Below are 22864 nucleotides of genomic sequence, written 5' to 3'. Positions count from 1 at the left end.
TAGCACCGGGGAAAACGGTGCTGCGGCTTACGCCCAATGCGCGTTCAGGTCGGCGAATGGGCAGTTAACGGCGCGATCTGCTTTGTTTGGGTAGGCCGCGGCGCCCGTTTATGCTATGACAGCGCTCGAAAACGTGGGTTTGCGGTGCGGCCGGACCCATTTCGCTTGCAAAACTTTTGTGAATTTGCATAAAGCCGTTCCCGGCTCATGAACGTTACGGGTTCATGTCAACAGGCAGGCGCGTCAACCGAGCCGCCGTGATAGATAAAGGTAGGAACATGCAGGTTATCGAAACGCTCGCTGATGGGCTGAAGCGCGAACTGAAGGTCGTCATCCCGGCCAAGGACATGGAAGCTCGCATGAACGAGCGTCTCGAAGAGGTCAAGGGCCGCGTCCGCATCAATGGTTTCCGCCCGGGCAAGGTGCCCTTTGCCCACATGAAGAAGATGTACGGCAAATCTGTCATGGCTGAGCTCGTCAACGAGATCATCCAGAAGCAGCCGAACGAAATCCTCACCGAGCGCGGCGAAAAATCCGCCACGCAGCCTGAAATCAGCATGACCGAAGACCAGGCCGAAGCCGAGAAGATTCTCGCCGCCCAGGCCGATTTCGAATTCAAGGTCGCCTACGAAGTCATTCCGGCGATCGAGATCCAGGACGTCAGCGGCATCAAGGTGACCCGCGAAGTCGTCGAGACACCGGAATCGGAAGTCGACGAGCAGATCCTCAAGATCGCCGACAGCGCCCGTACCTATGCCGACAAGGATGGCAAGGCCGAGAACGGCGACCGCGTCACCATGGACTACGAAGGCAAGGTCGACGGCGTGCCGTTTGAAGGCGGTAAGGATTCCGGTGCCGAACTTGTGCTCGGTTCCGGCCGTTTCATCCCCGGCTTCGAAGAGCAGCTGGTCGGCCTCGAGGCCGGTGACGACAAGACCATCACCGTGACCTTCCCGACCGAATATCCGGCCGCCAACCTCGCTGGCAAGGAAGCCACCTTCGACGTCTCGGTCAAGGCTGTTGCCAGTGCCGCCGCGCTCGAGATCAACGACGAACTCGCCTCCAAGCTCGGCATCGAATCGGCCGACCGCCTGCGCGAGATCGTCCGCGGCCAGCTCGTCAGCCAGTTCGGCACCATCACCCGCCAGAAGGTCAAGCGCCAGTTGCTCGACCAGATGGACGCTCTCTACTCGTTCGACATTCCGGAAACCCTTGTTAACGCCGAATTCGAGCAGATCTGGCGCCAGATCAACTCCGATCTCGCCCAGTCGGGCAAGACTTTTGAGGACGAAGACACGACGGAAGAAAAGGCGCGCGACGAATATTTCAAGCTTGCCCAGCGTCGCGTCCGTCTCGGTCTGGTTCTGTCCGAGATCGGTGAGAAGATCGGCGTCGAAGTCTCGGAAGACGAGATGAACAAGGCGCTCTATGCGCAGATCCAGCAGTTCCCGGGCCAGGAAAAGGAAATCATCGAATATTTCCGCAACACGCCCGGTGCCATTGCCGGCCTGCGCGCCCCGATCTTCGAAGAAAAGGTCGTCGATCACCTGCTGACGCAGGTCGACGTCACCGACAAGACGGTCACCAAGGAAGAACTCCTGGCCGAGGATGAGGCGGACGCCGCCGAGGCATCGGCGAAGGCCGACAAGCCGAAGAAGAAGGCCGCCGCCAAGACCGAAGCCGCTGAAGCCAGCGCCGAAGGCGAGGAAGCTGCTCCGAAGAAGAAGGCTGCGCCGAAGAAAAAGGCCACCGACGAGAGTGCTGAGTAATCAGCATCCGCATTGATGCAAAACACAACGCCGCTCCGAAAGGGGCGGCGTTGTGTTTTTGGGAGCACGACCTGAACAGCTGCGAAGGTCATGCGCCTCACGTTGCGTCAGCCGCTTCACTTGCCGTCCGAAGTCAGCACCGCAAGTGATTCAAGCCAATATGAAATCGTTGGCATTCAGATTGTTCATGTGGACGCCATCGATGGTCAGAACGTCACCGTTGCCGAAGTTGAACCGAACGCCATGGCCGTGGTTCTCCGCATAGTGCATAACGCTGTAATCGGGGTAGACTGCACTGTCGAAGAACACCAAGCCGCTATAGCTGCTGACATCGATCTTGTCCTGGCTGCCGAAATCCTTGACCTCGTCATGGCCCCAGCCTGACTTGAAGACGAAATCGTCCTTGCCTGCGCCGCCGATCAGCTTGTCACTGCCCTCATAGCCGGAGAGCGCATCATTACCTGCGCCGCCGACCAGCCGGTTGCGTGCGGTATTCCCCCAGATAACGTCACTGCCCGATCCGCCGATCGCATCTTCGATCAGCGAGCGCGAGTCGCCGTTATACTGCAGCGCATTATAGATATTGCCGGCCGCCAGATGCAGGCCGTTATGGTCATATTTGCCGAGATTGGCGAGCTGGCTGTGGGCGAAGGTCGAATAGGCGCCGGGCTGCAGATCGATTGCCAGATTGCTGCGATAGGCGTGCAGGTCATAGGTGTCGTGACCGCCGCCGTCCCAGATCGTGGCGAAAATATTGTCGCCGGTGCCGTCGATCGCCAGGTGGCCGTTGACCCAGGTATTGGCGTTGCCGGGCCTCCAGCTATAGGTCGTGCTGCCGCTGTTGACCTTGAAATTTGCTCCATACATGTGCTGCAGGGCAGCGATGTCGGCCATCATATAGGTCTGAGGGTACCCATAGACTTCGTTGTGGTAGCCGCCGGTGTCGTCGTCATAAGCATAACTGTGATACGTCATAACCGAATATTCGAGCGAATCCCACTGTTCAGGTATTTTCGGCTGGCCGAAGTCGAAGCTGTGCCCGTGCTTCAGCCCGAGCGCGTGGCCGGTTTCGTGGATGACCGTGGCAAATTCGTAATTGTTTTCCCGCGCACCGGAATAATGGTGATAATTCGGCCCAAACCAGACGTCGCCACCCTTTTCGTTGCCCGCAGGAAAGTTGCCCATCGCGGTCGGGTTCTTGTAGGAGGATTCCGCGTAGCGGATCACCGAGCCCGTATCCGAGCCGTGGCTGATATGCAGCTGGGTAAAGCCTTCGACCGAAAAGCCGTCATTGGCGGCGCTGCCGTAGCTGCGGTCGAGGATGAATTCGGCGGCGTTCCTGATCGCGCCGCTGACAGCGCCGAAGCCTTTGTCGGGCTCGTGGTGGTAATGATAGTCGTTATGGCTGTTCGGGAAGGCATAGGTGAGTACATTGCCTTGCCATGCCAGACCGCTCATGACGCCGTCGACAAAATCGCTGCCGATATTCTGGACGTGCTTGATGCCGAGTATGCCGTGCGCGCCGATCTTGTTGGCGCTACTATCCTGCTGATCGCTCATCGTCACTCCCCCCGAAGTTTGGTCCTCAGCATCAGTGCTGAGGACGCGATTGCGAGACATTATATTATATGACGTTTCGGTGATGATTTTCATCGATACCAGGCAAATAAATCTGCCCTATTGCCCTTCTTCTTTCGAGACGCTGTCCGAACATATGGCCATCGTGAAGAATAGACTTGGAGGCTCGCACGTCATCTGCCACGATAGGGATCGTCAACCGCCTTCCGCCCGATTTCGGAGCCTCTCCATGTCCGTCGTCACGCGCCTTGCCGCGACTGCACTCCTCCTGGCAACACCCGCTCTTGCCCATGCTGAGCGCACTTTCGGTCTCGTGATCGGGATCAACAATTATCATTTTGTCCAGACGCTGGATGGCGCGCGCCCCGATGCGATCGATATTTCGCAGGCGCTGAAACGCAACGGCGCCACGCAAGTCGTGACCCTGCTCGACGACGACGCGACGAAGGCGAATGTGACCGGGGCCTGGCAAACGCTGATGAATGAGGCACAGCCAGGTGACGTCGTCGTGTTGTCCTATGCCGGTCACGGCGCTCAGGCGCCGGAGCGCAATGCCGGCGAAGAGAAGGACCATCTCGACGAATTCTGGGTGCTGACTGGTTTCGACCCGCAGCATGTGCGGGACACCTGGCACGAGACGATCTTCGACAACGAACTCTATGACTGGGTGACGGACGCCTCGCGGCGCGGCATACACGTGGTCGTGGTCGCCGACTCCTGCCATGCCGGCGGCATGGACCGGTCCGTCACAGGCAAGATGCGCTTCCTCGATTTCAGCAAGAACCGGTCGATGAGCGACCTGATGGCGCGGATGCTGGGCAGCGACAGTGGTACCGGCCAGGTTTCCAATATCAGTGAATCGGTGCTGCCTGCCAATGTGACGCTGCTTGCCGCCACGCCCGAGGCGCAGTCCGTGCCGGAAGTGGCGATCGATGGCAAGGCACGGGGCGCGCTGAGCTGGAGCTTTGCCCGCGCCATCGAAGGCATGGCGGACGAGAACGGCGACGGCATCGTCAGCCGCAACGAGATGGAAGATTATATCATGGCCAATGTCCGCATGCGATCCGAGTCGCTGCAGACGCCGGTCTTCACGCCGCTTGCGGCGCGCTCGGCCGACGAGGCGATGATCCCGCTCACGGCGCAGGCCAATGTGCAGATGGCGAGCGAAACGGCCGGGCAGGGCGCCGTCAGGCCGGCTCCACTGGCGCGGGACCTCGGCTTCAAGCCTGTGCTGCCTGTCGTCGTCGAGGGCAGCAATGTCAAGCTGGAAAATACCGTCAACGGCAACCTTCCCTATATCTGGGATGCGAAGAAGGGCGTGTTCAGGACCCCGAACGGCGATATCGCGGCGGAGAATGTCAGCGCCTATACGGTCAACGACGTCGTCTCGAAGTTCATCCTCGTCGATTTCCTCAAGGCTGTTGCGTCGAAGAAGCCAGGTCACACAATGATCTCGCCGCAAAAACCGCTCTATCGCGCCGGCGATAGGATCAAGTTCGACGCCCTGCGCGGCAATTACCGCAATATGCTGGTCTTCAACTTGGCCAATACTGGCGAGGTGCAGTATCTCGACATGATGGTCGACGGCCAGCCGATGAGTAAGGAATTCCTCAAGGAAATGCAGGTTGTGGCGCCCTTTGGCTCGGATCACCTGATCACCATCGCCTCCAACCAGCCGCTCGAACCGATCGGCCGCGTGGTGCAGCGCGGGGTGTCGCCGAAGGAACTTCTGCAGGTGTTGCAGAGCCGGATCGACGGTACCGATACCGCGGTTTCCATCACTCCGATCTACACACGCAACAATTGAGCGAACCGCTAATATAAGGCTGCCAGAATTATGAGAATCGAGGTAACCAACAGTAAGACTTAAGTAAGTTTTTGCCCCTAGGATCACGCCAGGAATACGTGAAAAGGGGCCGTATTAACATGCCAACTTCGTCTCAAACCAAAACCATCAGTAGCATCTCGGATCTGTCAAGCCTGACCTTGACGAGCAGCAACGACACCATCACGATCACCGATGGCGTCAGCGGTAACATCGACCTCGACACCGGCAATGACAAGCTGACGCTCAAGGGCGACGGTAACAATGTTACGCTGTCGAACACGGAAACGGTGATTGCCGGATCGGGCAGCGATATCATCACCCTCGCCGACGCCAACACCGACGTTGTCAACGGTGGTGCCGACGACGACTCGCTCAACTTCGGAACCGCTGGCGGCACAGTCACGGTCTCGAATATCGAGGTGATCGCTGGCAATACAGGTACTGACAACGTTGTCTTTGGCGGGGCTGCCAATGGCGTTGACATCGACCTGGGTGCCGGCAACGACACGGTCACGCTCGGCAAGTTTGCCAATGCGGTCTTCCTGACAAACGTTGAGACCGTCAATGGCGGCATCCTTGTCGACAATGTCACGCTCGATGACGCTGACACCACCTTCGTCGACCTGAAGGCCGGCAATGACAAGCTGACGCTGAGCGACGATGGTGCGACGCTGACTGTTGCCAATGTCGAAACGGTTGTTGGTGGCGAAAGCGACGATCTCGTCACCGTGCAGGGCGCACTTAAGGGTGGCTTCTTCAATCTGGGTGAAGGTGACGACACGCTCACTCTCGCCAATGGCGTCAACAATATCACGATCAAGGGTGTCGAAACCCTCACCGGCGGCACGGGCAACGATACGATCACCATCGGCAGCCGTGCTACTGCGATCGACATCGACCTCGGCACTGGTTCCGACAAGGTCGTGCTCGGCAACTATACCAATTCAATCGACGTCGCCAATGTCGAGACCGTCACCGGCGGTACCGGCAGTGACACGGTTTCGATCAATGGCGCCACCACCGGCAGCGTTTACAATCTCGCCGGCGGCAACGACAAAGTCTATCTCGACGCCACGGCTGGCGGCACGATCTCGGTTGGCAATGTCGAAACGATCGTCGGCGGTACGGGTACGGACAAGGTTGTCTTCACCACGGCTGCCGCCCTTTCCATCGATCTTGATGCTGGTACCGACACTCTCGTCCTCGGCAAATTCGCCAACAACGTCACCGTCGCGAACATTGAAGTGGTCACTGGCGGTTCGGCCGTCGATATCGTTACCTTCAGTGCTCAGGCAGCTGGGACCATCGACCTCGCCGGTGGCAACGATAGCCTCGTCCTCGGCAATTTCGCCAACACCGTCACCGTCGCCAACATCGAGACCATCACCGGCAATGCCGATGTGGACGTTGTTGTTGCCACGAGCACCATTTCCAAGGGCTCGATCGACCTCGGCGCTGGCTCCGATAGCTTGACGCTGGCTGGCGCGTCCGGTCTGACGGTCTCGAATGTCGAAACCATCACCGGCAGCAACAAGTCTGAAGATGTCATCCTCGCCACTCAGCAGACCGGCGACGGCTATATCGACCTCAGCACTGGAAAGGACTCGGTCACCCTGTTGACCGGCGTCAATAACACCATCTCGATCGCCAATGTCGAAACCATTACCGGCAAGACCGGCGACGACACGGTCTTTATCGACCAGGCCGCCACCGGCTCGACGATCAACCTCGGCGCGGGCAACGACACCCTCGATATCAGTGGCTTCGGTGGCACGTTCACGGTGTCCAACGTCGAAACCATCACTGGCGGTGGCGCGCATAACGACGTCGTGACGCTCGGCGCTCAGGCTGCTGGCGTCGTCATTGATCTCGGCGGCGATATCACCGATACCGACAGTGACAGCCTGACCCTCGGCAACTTCGTCAACACCGTGACGGTTTCGGACGTCGAAGCCATCACCGGTGGCAAGATGGTCGACAAGGTCTATCTTGGCGGCGCAGTGACCGGCACGATCGTCGATCTCGGTGTGGGTGCCGACACGCTCGACCTGTCGAACGCCACCGGCGGTGCGACGGTTACGGTCAACAATGTCGAAACCCTCACCGGCAGCGCCAATGACGACGTCGTCACGCTCGCCGTCAACCAGTCTGCGGCCCTGTCCTTCGATCTCGGCGCCGGCAACGACACCCTGAACCTCGGCAATATCAATGCGACGATCACGATCGCCAACACCGAAACGGTCGTCGGCGGCTCGGGCAATACGGTACTTATCGTCTCCGACAGCACGTTCGAGGGTACGCTTGACCTCAGCACCGGAAACGACACTGTCACGCTCGCCGGCGCGGGGCCGAATACGCTCACCGTGGCCAATGTCGAGACGATCAAGGGCGGTGCGGGCTCCGATCTGGTGACAGTCGATAGCAATGCCGCTTACGTGAGCCTTGGCGGCGGCAATGACTCGCTGACGCTTGGAGCCAGYGGTGCGACGCTGACCGTCCTCGATGTCGAAACCGTGACCGGCGGTGCCGGCAGCGACGTGATCACCGTGGGCAGTGCCCTGCCGACCGGCGGCAGTGTCGCGGTCTTCGATCTCGCCRGTGGCAACGACACGCTGACTCTCGGCAAGTTCACCAACTTCGTCTCGGTGACCAATGTCGAAACCCTCACCGGTGGTGCGCTGAACGACACCGTGTATCTCTACGGAGACACGGGCGCCGTCATCGACCTCGCTGCCGGCAGCGACAAGCTCGACCTCTCGGGCATGACGTCGGACGCCTCGGTCACGATCTCCAATGTCGAAACAGTCCTCGGTGGCACCAACAACGATACCGTGGTCATCAACGTCAAGACGACCGGCATCACCATCGACCTCGGCACCGCCGCGAGCGACAGCGACACGGTCACCATCGGCGGCGCGATCGTAACAGCGACGATCTCCAATGCTGAAGCGATCACCGGCGGTGCATCCAGCCAGGTCATCACTCTTGGCTCGGCCTATACTGGCGCGATCGACCTCGGTGCAGACAACGACTCTCTGACACTCTCGGGTGCCGGCGTGAACTCCGTGACGGTTGCCAATATCGAAACCATCAAGGGTGGGTCTGCGGTCGACAATATCGTCCTCAATGACTCGACGACGAATGCCACGGTCAGCATCAGCGGCGGCGCTGGCGCCGACGTCGTGACCTTCGCTGACATCGCCACCACGCTGACGGTTTCGGACGTCGAATCGATCCTCGGCAGCACGCATGACGACGTGGTCTCCACGGGCAGCGCCGTCACCGGTGCTACTTTCGACCTCGACGCCGGCAACGACACCGTCAACCTCGGCAAGTTCGTCAACACCATCACGTTGATCAACGTCGAAACGGTACACGGCAATACGCTGAACGACATCGTCTCGCTCTCCGGCTCGATCACTGCGGTGACCGTCGACCTGGGCGCGGGCAGCGATAGCCTCGACATCAGCGCGGCGACCGCCGACACCACACTGACGGTCTCCAACGTCGAAACCTTTACCGGTAGCGCCAACAACGACGCTGTGACCCTCGGTGCGGCAGTGACTGGTGCGACCTTCGATCTCGGTGCCGGCACGAGTGACACCCTGACCTTCGCCGCGGCTGGCGGTACGCTCACGCTCAGCGGTGCGGAAACGGTCACCGGCGGCGCGGGCTCCGACAAGGTTACCCTCGGCGACAGCCCATCGGCACTCGTCATCGATCTGGCTGGCGGCAACGACACCCTGATCACGGCTGCTGGCGGTGTGACGGCGACGATCCAGAACATCGAAACTGTTACGGGTGGTGCAGGCGTCGACAACATCGTCCTCGGCGGTGCTTATGCCGGCGGCAACCTGAACCTGGGCGGCGGCGTGGATGTCGTCACCTTCGATGATGCCGGCGCAACGATCAGCCTCTCGGGTGTCGAAAGCGTCCTGGGCGGCGCGGGCGACGATGTGGTCACCTTCACCGCTTCGGTGACGGGCGCCTCGATCGACCTCGCTGTCGGTACGAACGACGTCGTCAACTTCGGCAACTTCGCCAACACCGCAACCATCTTCGCGGCTGAGACGATCAATGGTGGCAGCAGCAACGACGTCATCTCGCTCTCCGGCAACTGGGCTGGTGGCGTGATTGCTCTCGGTGCCGGCACTGGCGATACGCTCAACATCCTCGGCGCCGCGACGATCACCGTCTCCGGTGCAGAAGTGATCACAGGCGTGGCAGGTGACGATACCGTGACGCTCGGTGGCGGTATCTCCACCAGCATCGACCTCGGCAACGGCAACGACACCCTGTTGTGGGGCAGCACCGCGGTGACGGCGACGGTCGCCAACATCGAGACTCTCACCGGCGGTTCGGGCGATGACGTGATCACCTTCTCGGCGGCTCCTGCTTCGGTCATCGACCTCGGCAGCGGCACCGACACTTTGAACCTCGGTGCTCTCGGCGGCGCGGTCACGGTGAGCAATATTGAAGTGATCAACGGCGGTGCAGGCACCGACGTGGTGACCCTCGAAGGCAACGGCAGCGTCTACTACGGCACGATCGACTTGAGCACTGGCTCCGGCGACACGCTGAACCTTGGCGCCGACGGCGCTGTGGTCACTGTCAGCGGTGTGGAAGCTCTGGTCGGCGGCATTGGCGACGACAAAGTCACCTTCCTCGGTGCAGCCAACATGTCGCTCGATCTCGATGCAGGTACCGACAAGCTGACGCTGGCGGATGCCGGTGCGACGCTGACGATCAGCAACATCGAATCGGTTGTCGGTGGCGCCGGTGACGACAAGATCACCGTCAGCACTTCGACTGCTGCGGGCTTCAACCTCGGCGACGGCGACGACACGGTGATCTTCTCGGTCGGTGCGACCGCGACGCTCTCCTCGGTCGAGACTGTCACCGGCAGTGCTGCCGACGACCTTGTCAGCCTGAAGGCCAACTACGATCACGGCACTTTCGACCTCGCTGGTGGCAACGACACCCTGGTATTCCTGGGTTCGGGCACGGCAACGGTGTCGAACGTCGAAACTGTGACCGGCAGCAGTCGCGACAACGAGGTGACGGTCTCGACCAACGGTGTGGTTGCCGACCTTGGTGGCGGTAACGACATCATCCATGTCCAGGGCGGCACCAACGTGTTGACCGGTGGTTCGGGTTCGGACGAGTTCCACTTCACGACGGCCTCGACGGGTACGAACACCATCACCGACTGGGCCGAAGGTTCGGACTTGGTTGTTCTCGATAGTGGCGTGATCTCCGGCTCGCTGACTTATCTCGGCGACGACGGTACGTTCTCCGGCAGCGGCTCGGCGCAGGCGACCTTCGACACAACCAACCACCTCCTGAAGATCGATACCGATGGTGACGGCACCGCCAACATCTCGATCACTCTGACGGGCGTCGGTTCGGGTGTGCTGGACTCCTCGGACATCTCCTGGAACTAAGCGTAGACCAACGAATGAGGAAAGGGCGCGGCGCAAGCCGCGCCCTTTCGCATGGCGCCGACACCGCTGCGGAAATCTTGCCGTCACGGCAGAATAAATTCCAATCGGGGACTTTACTCTTTAGGATGAGTCCAGCGTGATTCTTGGCTGCCATGGGGAAATCGATGATCGAAGTGCCGGTGTCTTGGGGTGAGCTGGTCGATAAGATCACCATCCTGCAGATCAAGTCGGACCGGATGACGGATGAAGGCAAGCTTGCCAACGTCCGCAAGGAGTTGACTTTGTTGACGGAAAAGCTCGGCCGCCACGCGTCTGAGGCCGAAGTCATCAGGCTGACGAAAGCGCTTTATGACGTCAACGCCGCGCTCTGGGACATTGAGGACCATATCCGCGACTGCGAGAATAGCGGCGATTTCGGCGAGAAATTCATCAGGCTGGCGCGTTCCGTCTACATCACCAATGACAAGCGGGCCGAACTGAAGCGGGAAGTCAATGCTGCGCTCGGCTCGGAATTGATTGAAGAAAAATCCTATCAGAAATACAAGATCCAGTAGTTTTCGGTTCAAGGCATATCCGGCGCTGACGTCATCAAGCTTCGAGCAATGCGCGACCGTGTAGTCTGCTCGCCGGAAAACGGTGCAGGAGCATGTGCGCATGGGAGAACAGAGGATCGGCGTCGAGGGATTGTCCGTCGAGGATTGCCGCCGCATGCTCGGGGAAGGGCGGATCGCCGAAGGGCTCGAGGCGCTGAAGGCGCTGGAGCTCGACCAATCCGAAAATGCCGCTCTGCATCACTATCTCGGCGTAGCGCTGCATCTGTCGGGCCGATCACGCGAGGCGCTGGAGCATTTCGATCGTTCGCATGCGCTCGAACCGGATCAGCCGGTCGTCTGCCAAAATCATTCGATCGCGCTGCTGATGGCTGGCGATGCTGAACAGGCGGCCGCGATCGCTGAGAAAGCGATCGAGCTCAGGCCCAAGGCCGTCGGCGGCTATGTCAACCTGGCACTCGCCGAACTCCGGCTGAAGAAGATGGACGATGCCTGGCGCACCATCCAGCGTGGCCTTAGCGTAGCGCCCGGCCATGCCGGCCTTCTGACCCAGGCAAGCCATATCGCAATCGAGACGCAGCGCTGGCAGGATGCCGAGGAGATGGTGGCCACGGCAATCAAGGCTGCACCCGACAGTGTCGACGCGCGCTTCAATGCCGCTATGCTCAACCAGCATCTCGGGCGTGACGAACTGGCGCTCAAGGAATTCGACATCCTGCTGAAGGCCCAGCCGGACCATCAGCCCGCCTTCATCAATGCCGGCGTGTCGCTGCGCAATATCGGACGGATAGACCAGGCGATCCGCCATTTTACCATGGGCCTGAAGATCTGGCCCGATTGGCCCGCGCTGCGCTTCAATCTGGCGCTCACCCGGCTCTATGCCGGCGACTGGCTGGCCGGCTGGAACGACTATGAACTCCGAGCCGCGGTCGCCCATTCGCTGGAGAAGGCGCCGCGGCCGGAAAGTCCGCGCTGGGACGGAGGCGATATCAGCGGCAAGACCCTGCTCGTCATCCATGAACAGGGTTTTGGCGACGTCTTCCAGTTCATTCGCATGCTCGGCTTTGCGCGCACGAAGACTGACCGGGTGATTTTCGTCTGTCCGAAACGCCTCTTTTCGATGCTGTCCTGCCTGGAATTGTTCCGCGGCCCCGGGCTGACACTGGTTTCGGACGAAGCACCGCTCCCGGCCCACGACGTACATCTGCCGCTGCTGTCACTGCTCAGACTGGCGGCAACGACGCCCGAGACGGTGCCGGCCGCGCTGATGAAGGTTGAACTGGAGGCGGAGCGCGTCGACAAATGGCGTGCCTTCGGCGCCGGCAAGGACGCAGCCGGTAAGCTCTGGCGCATCGGCCTTGCCTGGCAGGGCAATCCGCTTGCCGCCGTCGACCGCGGCCGTTCGTTCCCGGCTGCCGAACTGGCGCCGTTGTCACGGGTCGGTGACAAGGTGCAATTCATCTCCTTGCAGCGTTTTGTCGGGGTCGATAAGCCCTTGCCGCCGGGGCTCGATGTGCAGGTCCCCGGGGCTGATTTCGATGCTGGTGAGGACGGTTTCGTCGACACGGCGGCGATGATGATGTCGCTCGATCTGATCATCACCTCCGATACATCCGTGGCGCATCTTGCAGGCATGCTCGGCCGGCCGGTCTGGCTGTTCCTCAAGAGCGTGCCGGACTGGCGCTGGGGCGGTGAGGGGGTAATCACGTCCTGGTATCCGACGATGCGCATCTTCCGCCAGCGCGCGCGCGGCGATTGGAAGAGCCTGTTCGAGGAAGCGGCCGATGATCTGGACAGACTGATCGTGCGGCCCGACAAGCGGTCCGAGGCTGCTGCGGCGCGCATGCCTGCGGCAATCGAGATGCATTCGTCGGGCCGTTTCAAGGAGGCATTGGACATCTATGAGCCGGCGCTCGGCTCGCGCAAGGGCGATGCACAGCTTCTGAATTTCTATGGAATGATCCTGCTCGATACCGGCCGTCGCAGTCCGGCTGCCGCGCGTTCCGGCCTTGCCTTCGCCGCCCATTCCGTGGCGCTCAGGCCGGGCAGCGTCGATTTCTGGAGCAATTTTGCCGTCCTGCTCGACAACCTCGGCAGCCGCAAAGATTCGCTCCGTGCGTTGCGCTACGCTCTTATCATCAATCCGAAGCACGTGCCCGCGCTGATCTCTCTGGCGAAAAAGGAATCGTCAGGGGGCAATTTCGACAAGGCGCTGCAGACGCTGCAGCAGGTGCTGACCGTCAATCCGAAATCGGTGCCGGCGCTCTCGGCGCTGTCGACGGTTTATGCAGACCACGACAAGCGGCCGGAGGCGGAGCGGGCTTTGCGGCGCGCCATCGACCTTGCGCCCGATGACCCCAAGCTCTGGGTGCAGTTGGGCGCCAACCAGTCCGCTGCCGAGCGTCACGCCGACTCCGCCGAAAGCTGGGAGCATGCACTGACGATCGACCCCGGCAATCCCGATGCATGGAGCAATCTTGGCGTTTATGAGCGCAACTACGGTGCGCTCGGCCTGTCGATCTTTCTGCAGCGTCGCGCCGTGGAATGCGACCCGCAGCATGCCGAGGGCTGGAACAATCTTGGCATTGCCGAGCTCGAAGCCTCGCAGGACGTCGCCGCGGCAGCGGCCTTCCGTCGCGCGATCCAGGCAAGGCCCGGCTATGCCGATGCGCATCTGGCGCTTGGCATGACCTTCCTCAACGCCGGTGATTACGAGCACGGCCTGCCCAGTTATGAGCATCGGCTGAAAGCCGAAAAGCTTGGCATTGCCATCACCAAGCCGAACCTGCCTTACTGGACCGGCGGCGATCCGAAGGGTCAGTCGATCTTCCTGATGGCGGAGCAGGGTTTTGGCGACGCATTCCAGTTCTCGCGCTATGCCGTGTGGCTGAAGGCGCATGGCGCCGCCAAGGTCTATATCGGTTGCCGCAGCCTGATCGGCCACCTGCTTGCCAGCATTCCCGGGGTCGACGGCGTCTATGGCGACGGCGACAAACTGCCCAAGGCCGACTGCTTCGCCTTCATGATGAGCATGCCCCATCTGACAGGCATGCGGCTGGAAACCGTTCCCGCCTATGAGAGCTACATTACAGCGGATCCCGCACGGGTGACGAAATGGGCGGAATGGCTGGCTCAGAAACCAGGCTTCCGCGTCGGCGTGGTCTGGCAGGGCAATCCCGATCCCAAGGTTGACAAGGGCCGCTCCTATCCGCTCGCAGCACTTGAGCCGCTTGCAAAAGTGCCGGGCGTGCGCCTGATCGCATTGCAGAAGGGCAAGGGCGAAGAACAGCTCGATGCGCTCGCCGACCGTTTCGAGGTCGACCGGCCGGGCGCGGATTTCGATTCCGGCAAGGAGGCCTTCGCCGACACGGCGGCGATGATGATGAATCTCGATCTCATCGTCACCTCCGATACCGCCGTGGCGCATCTGGCCGGTGCACTCGGCAAGCCCTGCTGGGTGGTGCTCAAGTCGCATCCGGAATGGCGCTGGCTGACGGAGCGCTCCGACAGCCCCTGGTATCCGATGACCCGGCTTTTCCGCCGCTTCGACCGCGAGGAAGAGGCGACCCCGTTTGCCGCCGTCATGGGACGCGTGGCGGCGGCACTGGAAAAGCTGGTGACAGGCGACCTGTCGCAACGGCACGTGAGCGCGCCGAGCAGCCATGGCAAGATCCTGCCTTTCGATGCCGCGGCGATCTACAATCGCGCGCTTGCGGAGCAACGCCAGGGTGATCAGACCGCCGCGGAGGCCAGCTTCGCCGAAGTGCTGGACTATCCGAAGCTCAGGGCCGGCGCGCTGAATATGATCGGGGTGATCGCGCTGCATCGCGACAAGAACCATCGCGCCGTCATGCTGTTCCGCGAAGCCGAGCGGGCAGGGCTGGCAAGCTCGGAATTCTTCACCAATCTTTCCATCGGCCTGCGCCGCATCGGCAAGATTGACGATGCGCTCGCCTATCTGCGCCGAGCGATCACGCTGAAGCCGACCGGCGAGGCGCACCTGTCGCTCGGCAATATCCTGCGCGACGAATGCCGCTGGGAAGAATGCCTGGAAAATTACAATGCCTCGGTCAAATTGAAGCCGGACTTGTCCAAGGCCCATCGCGGTATCGGCAACCTGATGCGCGATATCCATCGCCCTGAGGAAGCGCTGGCCGCCTTTGAAAGGGCCAGGGCACTCGAACCGAAGGATGCGGACCTGATCCTCGATCACGCCCATGCCAAACTGTTCGCCGGCGACTTCATCGGCGGCTTCATGGATTATGAGGCGCGCTGGGGCAGCCGCGAGATGAAGCCGCGAAAGCTCGACATGCCGCGCTGGGACGGCTCGCGTCAGCCCGACAAGACCATCATGATCCATGGTGAACAGGGCTTTGGCGATAACATCCAGTTTGTTCGCTTCGTCAACGAGGCGGCCAAGCGCGTCGGCAAGGTGATCCTTGAAGTGCGCGCGCCCCTGATCAGCCTGTTCAAGACGCTAGAGACCGACATGCCGATCGAGATCGCCGAGCAGGGCAAGGACAAGCCCGCTTATGATCTCGAAATGCCGATGCTGACATTGCCGGTGATCCTCGGCACGACGATCGACACCGTGCCGCCGCCGGCGAAGTTCGACATCGCCCCGGAGCGCGTCGCCGTCTGGCGTGAGCGCTTGCCGAAATCCGGGCTCAATGTCGGCCTGATCTGGCAGGGCAACCCCAAGGCGCGCGCCGATGCCGGGCGCTCGCCCCCGCTCTCGGACCTGACGCCGCTGCTGGATGTCGAGGGGGTCAATTTCGTCAGCCTGCAAAAGACCGATGGGCTCGACCAGATTGAAGGCACAGGATTTGCCAATCGGATGATCGTGCCGGGCGCAAAGCTCGGCGATTTCGCCGAGACGGCCGCTGCCATCCTGGCGCTCGATGTGGTGATCTCCTCCTGCACCGCGACGCTGCATCTGGCCGCAACGCTCGGCGTGCCGGTCTTCGGCATGCTGAAATACCATTCCGACTGGCGCTGGCTCAACGAGCGTAACGACAGTCCCTGGTATCCATCGCTGAAACTTTTCCGCCAGAAGACCGTGTTCGACTGGAAGAGCGTCGCTGAACCCGTGAAGGCGGCTTTGGCCGAGCGTACGTCCAAGCAATGACCGATGCGGAGATCACCGAATTGTTGATGCAGGCCGTTGCCCTGCATCAACAGGAGAAATTCACCGAAGCAAGGGGCATTTACGAACGGGTCCTCGCCGCCCATCCCGACAATCTCGATGCGCTGATCTTCCTCGCCTCCGCCGAACGCGGCCTCGGGCGGCTGGAAGAGGCGGTCGCCCTCTATGACCGGATCGCCGAGCGCGATCCGCAACGGGCCGATTTCTGGTTCAACCGCGGCAACGCGCTTGGCGAGGTCGGCCGGCGCGAGGAAGCTGTTGCCGCCTATGACCGGTCACTCGCTCTTGATCCGAATGGCGCGACGGCGCTCGCCAATCGCGGCATCAACCTGGGAAAACTGAACCGTCTGGATGAGGCGCTCGACAGCTATACCCGTGCGCTGGCCATCAATCCCGACCACCAGATCGCGCTCAACAATATCGCCAATCTGCTCGCCGACCAAGGCCGCCTGCACGAAGCGGCAGACTATCTGCGTAAGACCATCAGCCATCATCCGGATCTGGCCGAGGCGCATTACAATCTCAGCCACGTCCTGCTCAAGCTCGGCGATTTCGCCAACGGTTTTCGCGAATATGAATGGCGCTGGGACACACCGGACTTTTTCGACAAGCCTGGCTATCGCGATATCCCGGTCTGGACCGGCCAAAAGCTCGACGGCAAGCGGCTGATCGTGCATTCGGAGCAGGGGCTCGGTGATACGATCCAATTCGCTAAAGTCTTGGGTTTATTGGCGTCACTGGGTGGTGATGTGGTCTTTCACGTACCCGCCAGGCTGGAACGGCTGCTCTCCACACTGCCGTTCCCGATCAAGGTCACCGGCGCGCACGGCGCCACTGATGGTGATTTCCAGGTGCCGCTGATGAGCCTCATGCATCGGCTGAAGCTCACATTCGGCACCGTGCCGCCGGCGCCGACGTTCCTCTCCGCTGAGCCGTCCGAAATGTTGCGCTGGCAGGACCGGCTGGCGCTCGACCGTACGCAGCCGACGATCGGTTTCGTCTGGCAGGGCAATCCCAATTCACCGGCCGAACGCGGCCGCAGCCTGCCGTCGCCCGACCTGCTGGCACCGTTCGCGGAACTCGAAGGCGTGCGGCTGATCGCCCTGCAATTCCTTTCCGAAGAAGCACTTGAGCCGGCGGAGACGCCGTCCGGCTGGCGGGTGAAGGGGCTGACTTTCCTGATGGAACATCCCGGCCCGGACATGGATCGCGGACCGAACGCCTTCGTCGACACAGCCGCGATCATGGCCAGCCTGGACCTAATCGTCTCGGTCTGCACCGCACCGCTGCATCTGGCCGGTGCGCTGGGCCGCCCGACAATGGCGCTGTTGAAGGCGGTGCCGGACTGGCGCTGGCTGCTCGACCGGCCGGACACGCCCTGGTACCCGGCTATGGGGCTGGTGCGGCGGGGGCGGGGAGAGGATTATGCCCCGGTGATCGCCCGCGCCGTTGAGGTGGCACGCAACAAGTTCAGGCGGCGAATGGCGTAGAGAGTACCTTGGTTAGCCGGCGAAGGACCTGACGATGGTCCGCATCTGGTCTGCCGTCCGCGCCCAACTGTAGCCGGCTAACTTTGCTGCGCCGCGCTCGCCGCGGCGGCGGGCGCCGTTGCGGTCGCGCCAGATCTGTTCGAGCTTGTCGTCGATTTCCTCGACGCTGCTTTCGCCCCAGCCCGACACGTCACCGACGGCAGCACCTTCTCCGGCGATTGGCCGCTGGTGTTCGAGTGCGAAGCAATTCTGGCCGTCGATCAGGTCCAAATGGCCTGTGTTGGCCGAGAGGATGGTCGGTACACCGCAGGCCATCGCTTCCATCGCCACCAGATTGGTGCCGCCTTCCGAGCGATTGGGGAAGAGCGCGGCGTCCATTTCGCGCAGAATCGGCGGCATCAGCGCGTTCGGCACCGGCCCGAGATCGAGGAATTGGTTGTCCGCCAGGCCATTGCTGCGCGCCCATTGGAACAGGTCCGGTTTGCCCTTTTCGTCAAAGGGCATCGGCTCGGTGCGGCGGGAAATGTCCAGCGTCTTGGCGAGTTTCGGCCATGGGCTGTGCCAGGCGGTGACCAGCAGCGCCTCCGGATGGCGCTTGGCGAATTTTGCAAAGCCGGCCATCACCAGATCCTGCCCTTTGCGCAGTTCGAGTTTGCCACCGGAAAAGACCATGAACCGGTCCGACAGCACGCCTTGGCGATGTGCGGGGTGGAAGAGGGTAGGGTCTATGCCCTGGATGACCGTGGTGACGCTGTTGACGCCATGGGCGCGCAGAATCTGTTCGTTCCAGGTCGAGCCACAGACGATCAGCGGATATTTCTTCGCCCGCTCCAGTGTCTCTGCCGCCAACTGCGGGATTTCGAAGAACACGACGGCGACGGTCGGCGAGCCGTTGAGATCGGTATTGGCCGTTGCCTTGGCCGCCTGGAATTCATTGCCGAGCGCCGAAAGCACGATCGCATCGACGCCGACGGATTGGCCCTCGCGCTCCTTCAATTGCTGCACGAAAGTCCGGGTCTGCATTTCGAAGGGTCTGAGCTGCAGCCAGCGCAGCGGATCGACGACCACCTGCTCGTGCGTGAACGGAAACGAACTGCGGGCATCGATGCCGCCCTCGCGCGCCCAGTTGAGCGCCAGATTGAGCCCATAGACGCCCCAGCCGAAGAAGCTGGAGATACCCCAGTGGATGACGACCTTCTGATTCATGATGCCCCGCAGCGCGATTCTGTTTGGAGCGGAGTTTACGGAAAGCGCGCCAGCGTTGAAAGAGGCTATTGGAGACGGTGAGGCATCACACTTCGCCAGCCACAGTCTGTTCTTGGTAGAGAGTATCAAATGCAACGATTGTGAAGCGCCACTTGATCCTTTTCTTTGGACGAGAAGAAAATACCGCGACCCATCACCGCATCTCTGTCTGCGACCTGGTAAAATCGATCTTCTTGTCCGGAAAAAACTTCGGCCCGATCACCCGGATACGATCGTTCGGCACATAGTCCCGCACCTTGGGCTTGGCGACATTCTCCGCCACCAGATCCTTCTTCAGGCTCGGCCTGAGCGCCGGCTTGACCCAGACGATAGCGCTTTCCTTCTTAGGGATGCTCGCGGGATCGTCGACATAGGATTGCCGCCTCATCATCTCCTTGTAATAGAGTGAGAAGTTGCAGCCGCATTGCGGTTGGCTCCCCGGCTTTTCCACGCGAAATTTATAGGCCGCCGGTAGGTCCGAATAGGGATGGCCTGTCATCGCCGAGCGCATTTCGGAACTCTCCGACATCAGCGGATGGTAATAGAGTTCCGTCTCGGTGCCGGGGCACATCATCGAGCAGACCTGTGCGTCGCGCTGGAAATTCAGCGGCGAGGCATTCGACGAAACAGGAAAGTAAGCGCCGTCGCAGGTCCGCACGCACATGGTGCGCAGACTGCCGTTCGTCGCCGTGCCGCCGAGATCGACGAACTGGCTGCCGTGGTAGTCCGGTTCACCCGAGGGCACGCGGATCGTCTCGAAACCATTGGGATCGTCGCGCACCAGGGGCTCGGTGCCGTCCTCGCCCGGCGTGCTCACCAGTTGCGGCTCCTCGTTGCAGCGCTCTTGCTTGAGCGCGTCGATGATCTGCTGGCGCTTGTTGATGCCGCCTTCCGATGTCAGCGACACGCGCTTGTTTTCGAGGATTTCGAGATTGCGCTTCATCCGGTCCAGCTTGGCGCCGAGATGTTCGCATTTCATGGCATTCGGTCCGCCGATCACCATCAGGCTGCCGGAGGAACATCCGACCTTGCGCAAAGTGAGTTCGAGCACGGCGAGGCTCTGCTTCTGCGCATTGATGGCGCGGGCATATTTTTCCGCCTCGACATTGGGCTCATCATTGTCCGTCAGCGTGGCGAACTGAAAGCGGAGTTGATCACAGCTATCGGAGGCGACTGCATGACCCGTCGGCAAAAGCCCGAGCAGCAACGCCGCGGCGGTCGTTCTCAGATAAGCGGTCATGGCTTGGTCTTCAGCGGCAAAAATGTCGTTTCGAGCTCAAAACATGCCCGAAAACCGTGAAGGCCGGCTTAATGGCAAGGGTAAATCTCGGCCTGTCATAAAGCTGATACAGGAGTCTGATTTTCGAGAGGCTAGATTTTCGTGAGGCAGGCTATGTCCGAAGAAGCAGAAATCCACGCTGACAATGTCGAGGCCCGCAGGTTCCGCACCATCTTCCTCTCGGACATCCATCTCGGATCGAAGGCGGCGAAAGCGGACTTCCTTCTGGACTTCCTGCGCTGTCATGATGCGGAGACGATCATCCTGGTCGGCGACATCGTCGACGGCTGGCGGCTGAAGCGCTCGTGGCACTGGCCGCAGAACTGCAACGACGTGGTGCAGAAGCTGTTGCGCAAGGGCCGCAAGGGCGCCCGTATCGTCTACATACCGGGCAATCATGACAGCTTCATGCGCGATTATCCGGGCGTGCATTTCGGCGGCATCGAAGTCGAGATGAACATCATCCACGAAGCCGCCGACGGCAAGCGTTACCTTGTGCTGCACGGCGACGAATTCGATGTCGTCGTCCGCAACGCAAAATTCATCGCTCATCTCGGCGACTGGGCCTATGATATGGCCATGCTGCTCAACGTCTGGATCGCCAAGGTGCGCCGCGTTCTTGGCCTGCCCTATTGGTCGTTTTCGGCCTGGGCCAAGCAGCAAGTCAAGCGCGCCGTCAACTTCATCGGCGAGTTCCAGAACGTCGTCGCCGAAGAAGCCCGCCGCCATCAGGTCGACGGCGTCATCTGCGGCCACATCCATCACGCGATCATCGAGGATATTGGTGGCACCACCTATATCAACACGGGGGATTGGGTGGAAAGCTGCACGGCCATCGTCGAGCATTTCGATGGAAGCATGGAACTGATCCGCTGGCAGAATGTCGGCCAGGTCAATCCGACCGACGGCCCGCTCGTGCCGATCCGCCTGCTGACCGCGCCGATCAAGGAGCCGCAGGCGGCGTAGAGCCTGTCCTGGCTTTGACCCGGCTCTTTCTGTTCGTCAGAACACGAAATTATCCTCGGTGAGATTGGCTTTCTCGAGCCCCTGGAGCAGCACGCTGTCCTGACCGGCGAAGATCATGACGCCGCCATGGACGTCCTTGACGTGATGATCCATGAGGTCGTTGAAATCGGTGATCGCGCTCCACTTGGAGACGTCGAGATGATCCGCAAACTGGCCCTCGACGAAGTTCTTTATGGTGTCCTTGCCGTCGCCGGTGGCAAACAGGAACGTATCGGACGAAAACGCAGCACCGGATAAAGTGTCGTTGCCCCGGCCGCCGGACAGGGTGTTGTCGACGCCCAAAGCCTTGATGACATTGTTGCCGGAATTGCCGAAAATCTGCTGTCCCTCTGCGCCACTGGCACCGGTGCCATTGATATCGGCCTTGCCGAGCAGGCGCAGAATTTCGACATTGGCGCTCAACGTATAGGACACGGTCGATTTGACCGTATCCGTGCCATCACCGGCGGATGTGTTGGAAAACCCTATGGCCGCATTGTCGGTGATCAGCGTGTCGTCGCCGTCGCCGGCGGTGAAGGTACCGGTAAAGGTGCCGCCGCGCGTGTCGAAAAGGTTGTTGCCGTTGCCGAGGCTGACATTTCCGTTGATCGTGCCGTGGTTGATGACCTTGTCGTTGCCATCCGATCCGGAAATGGCATCGAATTTCGAGGTGACAACGCCTTCATTCCTGAAGGTAATCGATGTGCCCGGGTCGGTGGAAAAGGAAATGCCGGTGCCGCCGGTGGACTTGATTTTGCCGTCGGCCGCATTGTCGATGATGGAATGGTTGCAATCGATCAAGTCGATGGAGGTGCCGCCGGTGACGATATCGCCGTGATTGGTCACATGGCTCCTCTTGCCAAAGACCATTATTCCCTCTTCGCTCGTGGATATCAGGCCGTCATTGACCATCGTCTGTTGATCGCCGCCCAGCCGGACGCCGGTCAGGCCATTGATGACGCCGCTCTTGCTGTTGGTGACGTTGGTTCCCCCGCCGTCCAGAAAGAACGTGATCGTGTGCTCGCCGTTGTTGGCGGTTACGTGGCCGTTGTTGACCAGCGTATTGCCCGACACATCGGAATCTTCAAAAAACGCTGAATTGTTCCTGACGTCGATCGTGGCGCTCGCAACGACTGTCCAGGTACTGTCGGACTGATTGAGATTGGTGACGGAATGCTTGGTACCCTTGATGGTGAAGTCGGCCATTGGCTCGTCTCCGTGGCTTGGGATGAACAGCAATTCTCAGCAGGTATGGTGTCATTGCTGCAGTCGTAGCCCATCTACATCAGGGATGGTCGAAACTGCAGAAAGATGAGGGAAGGCTTCGTCTTTAGTATTTCCTCGCCGACAAAAGTTAGCAGATGTGCTTTGTCTGTGCAACTAAGAGCCCGATTCAAAAGTTCATTCGTAGATCCAATACCTTGCGATGCGCCTTGTGAGCATTCGGATTGAAGCGATTTGCGCCCATGCTGTTGAGCTTTCGATGGATTTTTCCCAATCCTTGGCGAGGCGGCGGCAACGCCCGAGCC

The 22864-nt window shown here is 60.7% G+C and carries 11 protein-coding genes and 1 pseudogene; 7 read left to right on the top strand and 5 right to left on the bottom strand.

The genetic code is table 11. The annotated features are described in order from the left end of the window. Nucleotides 1-278 precede the first annotated feature (278 nt). Nucleotides 279-1769 (top strand): trigger factor, encoded by a 1491-nt coding sequence (gene tig, locus AC1DYF_RS19540; protein WP_477878421.1) that lies wholly within the window; start codon nt 279-281, stop codon nt 1767-1769. 150 nt (nt 1770-1919) lie between these two features. Here tig and AC1DYF_RS19535 read toward each other — a convergent pair whose 3' ends face one another. Further along, nucleotides 1920-3329, bottom strand: a complete 1410-nt coding sequence (locus AC1DYF_RS19535; RefSeq protein WP_477878420.1) for a M10 family metallopeptidase — start codon at nt 3327-3329, stop codon at nt 1920-1922. A 247-nt stretch (nt 3330-3576) separates the two neighbouring features. Here AC1DYF_RS19535 and AC1DYF_RS19530 point away from each other — a divergent pair, with 247 nt between their 5' ends. The 5 genes from AC1DYF_RS19530 to AC1DYF_RS19510 all read left to right on the top strand — a co-directional run bounded on the left by AC1DYF_RS19530 (nt 3577) and on the right by AC1DYF_RS19510 (nt 17806). Then, a complete protein-coding gene (locus tag AC1DYF_RS19530; RefSeq protein ID WP_477878419.1) occupies nt 3577-5154 on the top strand; it encodes a caspase family protein in 1578 nt (525 codons plus the stop codon). Nucleotides 5155-5333: 179 nt separating this feature from the next. After that, the gene (locus AC1DYF_RS19525) at nt 5334-10619 is read left to right on the top strand and encodes a beta strand repeat-containing protein (protein WP_477878418.1); all 5286 of its coding nucleotides are present in this window, start codon (nt 5334-5336) and stop codon (nt 10617-10619) included. A gap of 164 nt (nt 10620-10783) precedes the next feature. Continuing rightward, entirely contained in the window at nt 10784-11173 is a 390-nt protein-coding gene (locus AC1DYF_RS19520; RefSeq protein ID WP_477878417.1) for a DUF6165 family protein, read from the top strand. 100 nt (nt 11174-11273) lie between these two features. Continuing rightward, entirely contained in the window at nt 11274-16298 is a 5025-nt protein-coding gene (locus AC1DYF_RS19515; RefSeq protein ID WP_477878416.1) for a tetratricopeptide repeat protein, read from the top strand. Then, a complete protein-coding gene (locus AC1DYF_RS19510; RefSeq protein ID WP_477878415.1) occupies nt 16295-17806 on the top strand; it encodes a tetratricopeptide repeat protein in 1512 nt (503 codons plus the stop codon). The genes AC1DYF_RS19515 and AC1DYF_RS19510 overlap by 4 nt, the downstream gene beginning before the upstream one ends. 12 nt (nt 17807-17818) lie before the next feature. On the opposite strand, the gene AC1DYF_RS19505 is transcribed toward AC1DYF_RS19510, so the two are convergent. Further along, nucleotides 17819-19012: a glycosyltransferase family 4 protein gene (locus AC1DYF_RS19505; RefSeq protein WP_477878414.1), complete on the bottom strand. Its 1194-nt coding sequence runs from the start codon at nt 19010-19012 to the stop codon at nt 17819-17821. 193 nt (nt 19013-19205) lie between these two features. Then, entirely contained in the window at nt 19206-20291 is a 1086-nt protein-coding gene (locus AC1DYF_RS19500) for a DUF2865 domain-containing protein (RefSeq protein ID WP_477878413.1), read from the bottom strand. 153 nt (nt 20292-20444) lie between these two features. Here AC1DYF_RS19500 and AC1DYF_RS19495 point away from each other — a divergent pair, with 153 nt between their 5' ends. Continuing rightward, a complete protein-coding gene (locus AC1DYF_RS19495) occupies nt 20445-21296 on the top strand; it encodes a UDP-2,3-diacylglucosamine diphosphatase (RefSeq protein WP_477878412.1) in 852 nt (283 codons plus the stop codon). Between the two features lie 36 nt (nt 21297-21332). Here AC1DYF_RS19495 and AC1DYF_RS19490 read toward each other — a convergent pair whose 3' ends face one another. Continuing rightward, complete coding sequence (locus AC1DYF_RS19490; protein ID WP_477878411.1) at nt 21333-22541, bottom strand: hypothetical protein; 1209 nt, start codon at nt 22539-22541, stop codon at nt 21333-21335. Nucleotides 22542-22736: 195 nt separating this feature from the next. After that, nucleotides 22737-22864, bottom strand: a pseudogene (locus AC1DYF_RS19485) (IS5/IS1182 family transposase); the annotation flags it as partial.

Source organism: Rhizobium sp. P2_G9 (genome assembly GCF_056403475.1).
The sequence above is the reverse complement of the archived record's forward strand: the minus strand, read 5'-3'. Positions and strand labels throughout refer to the sequence as shown.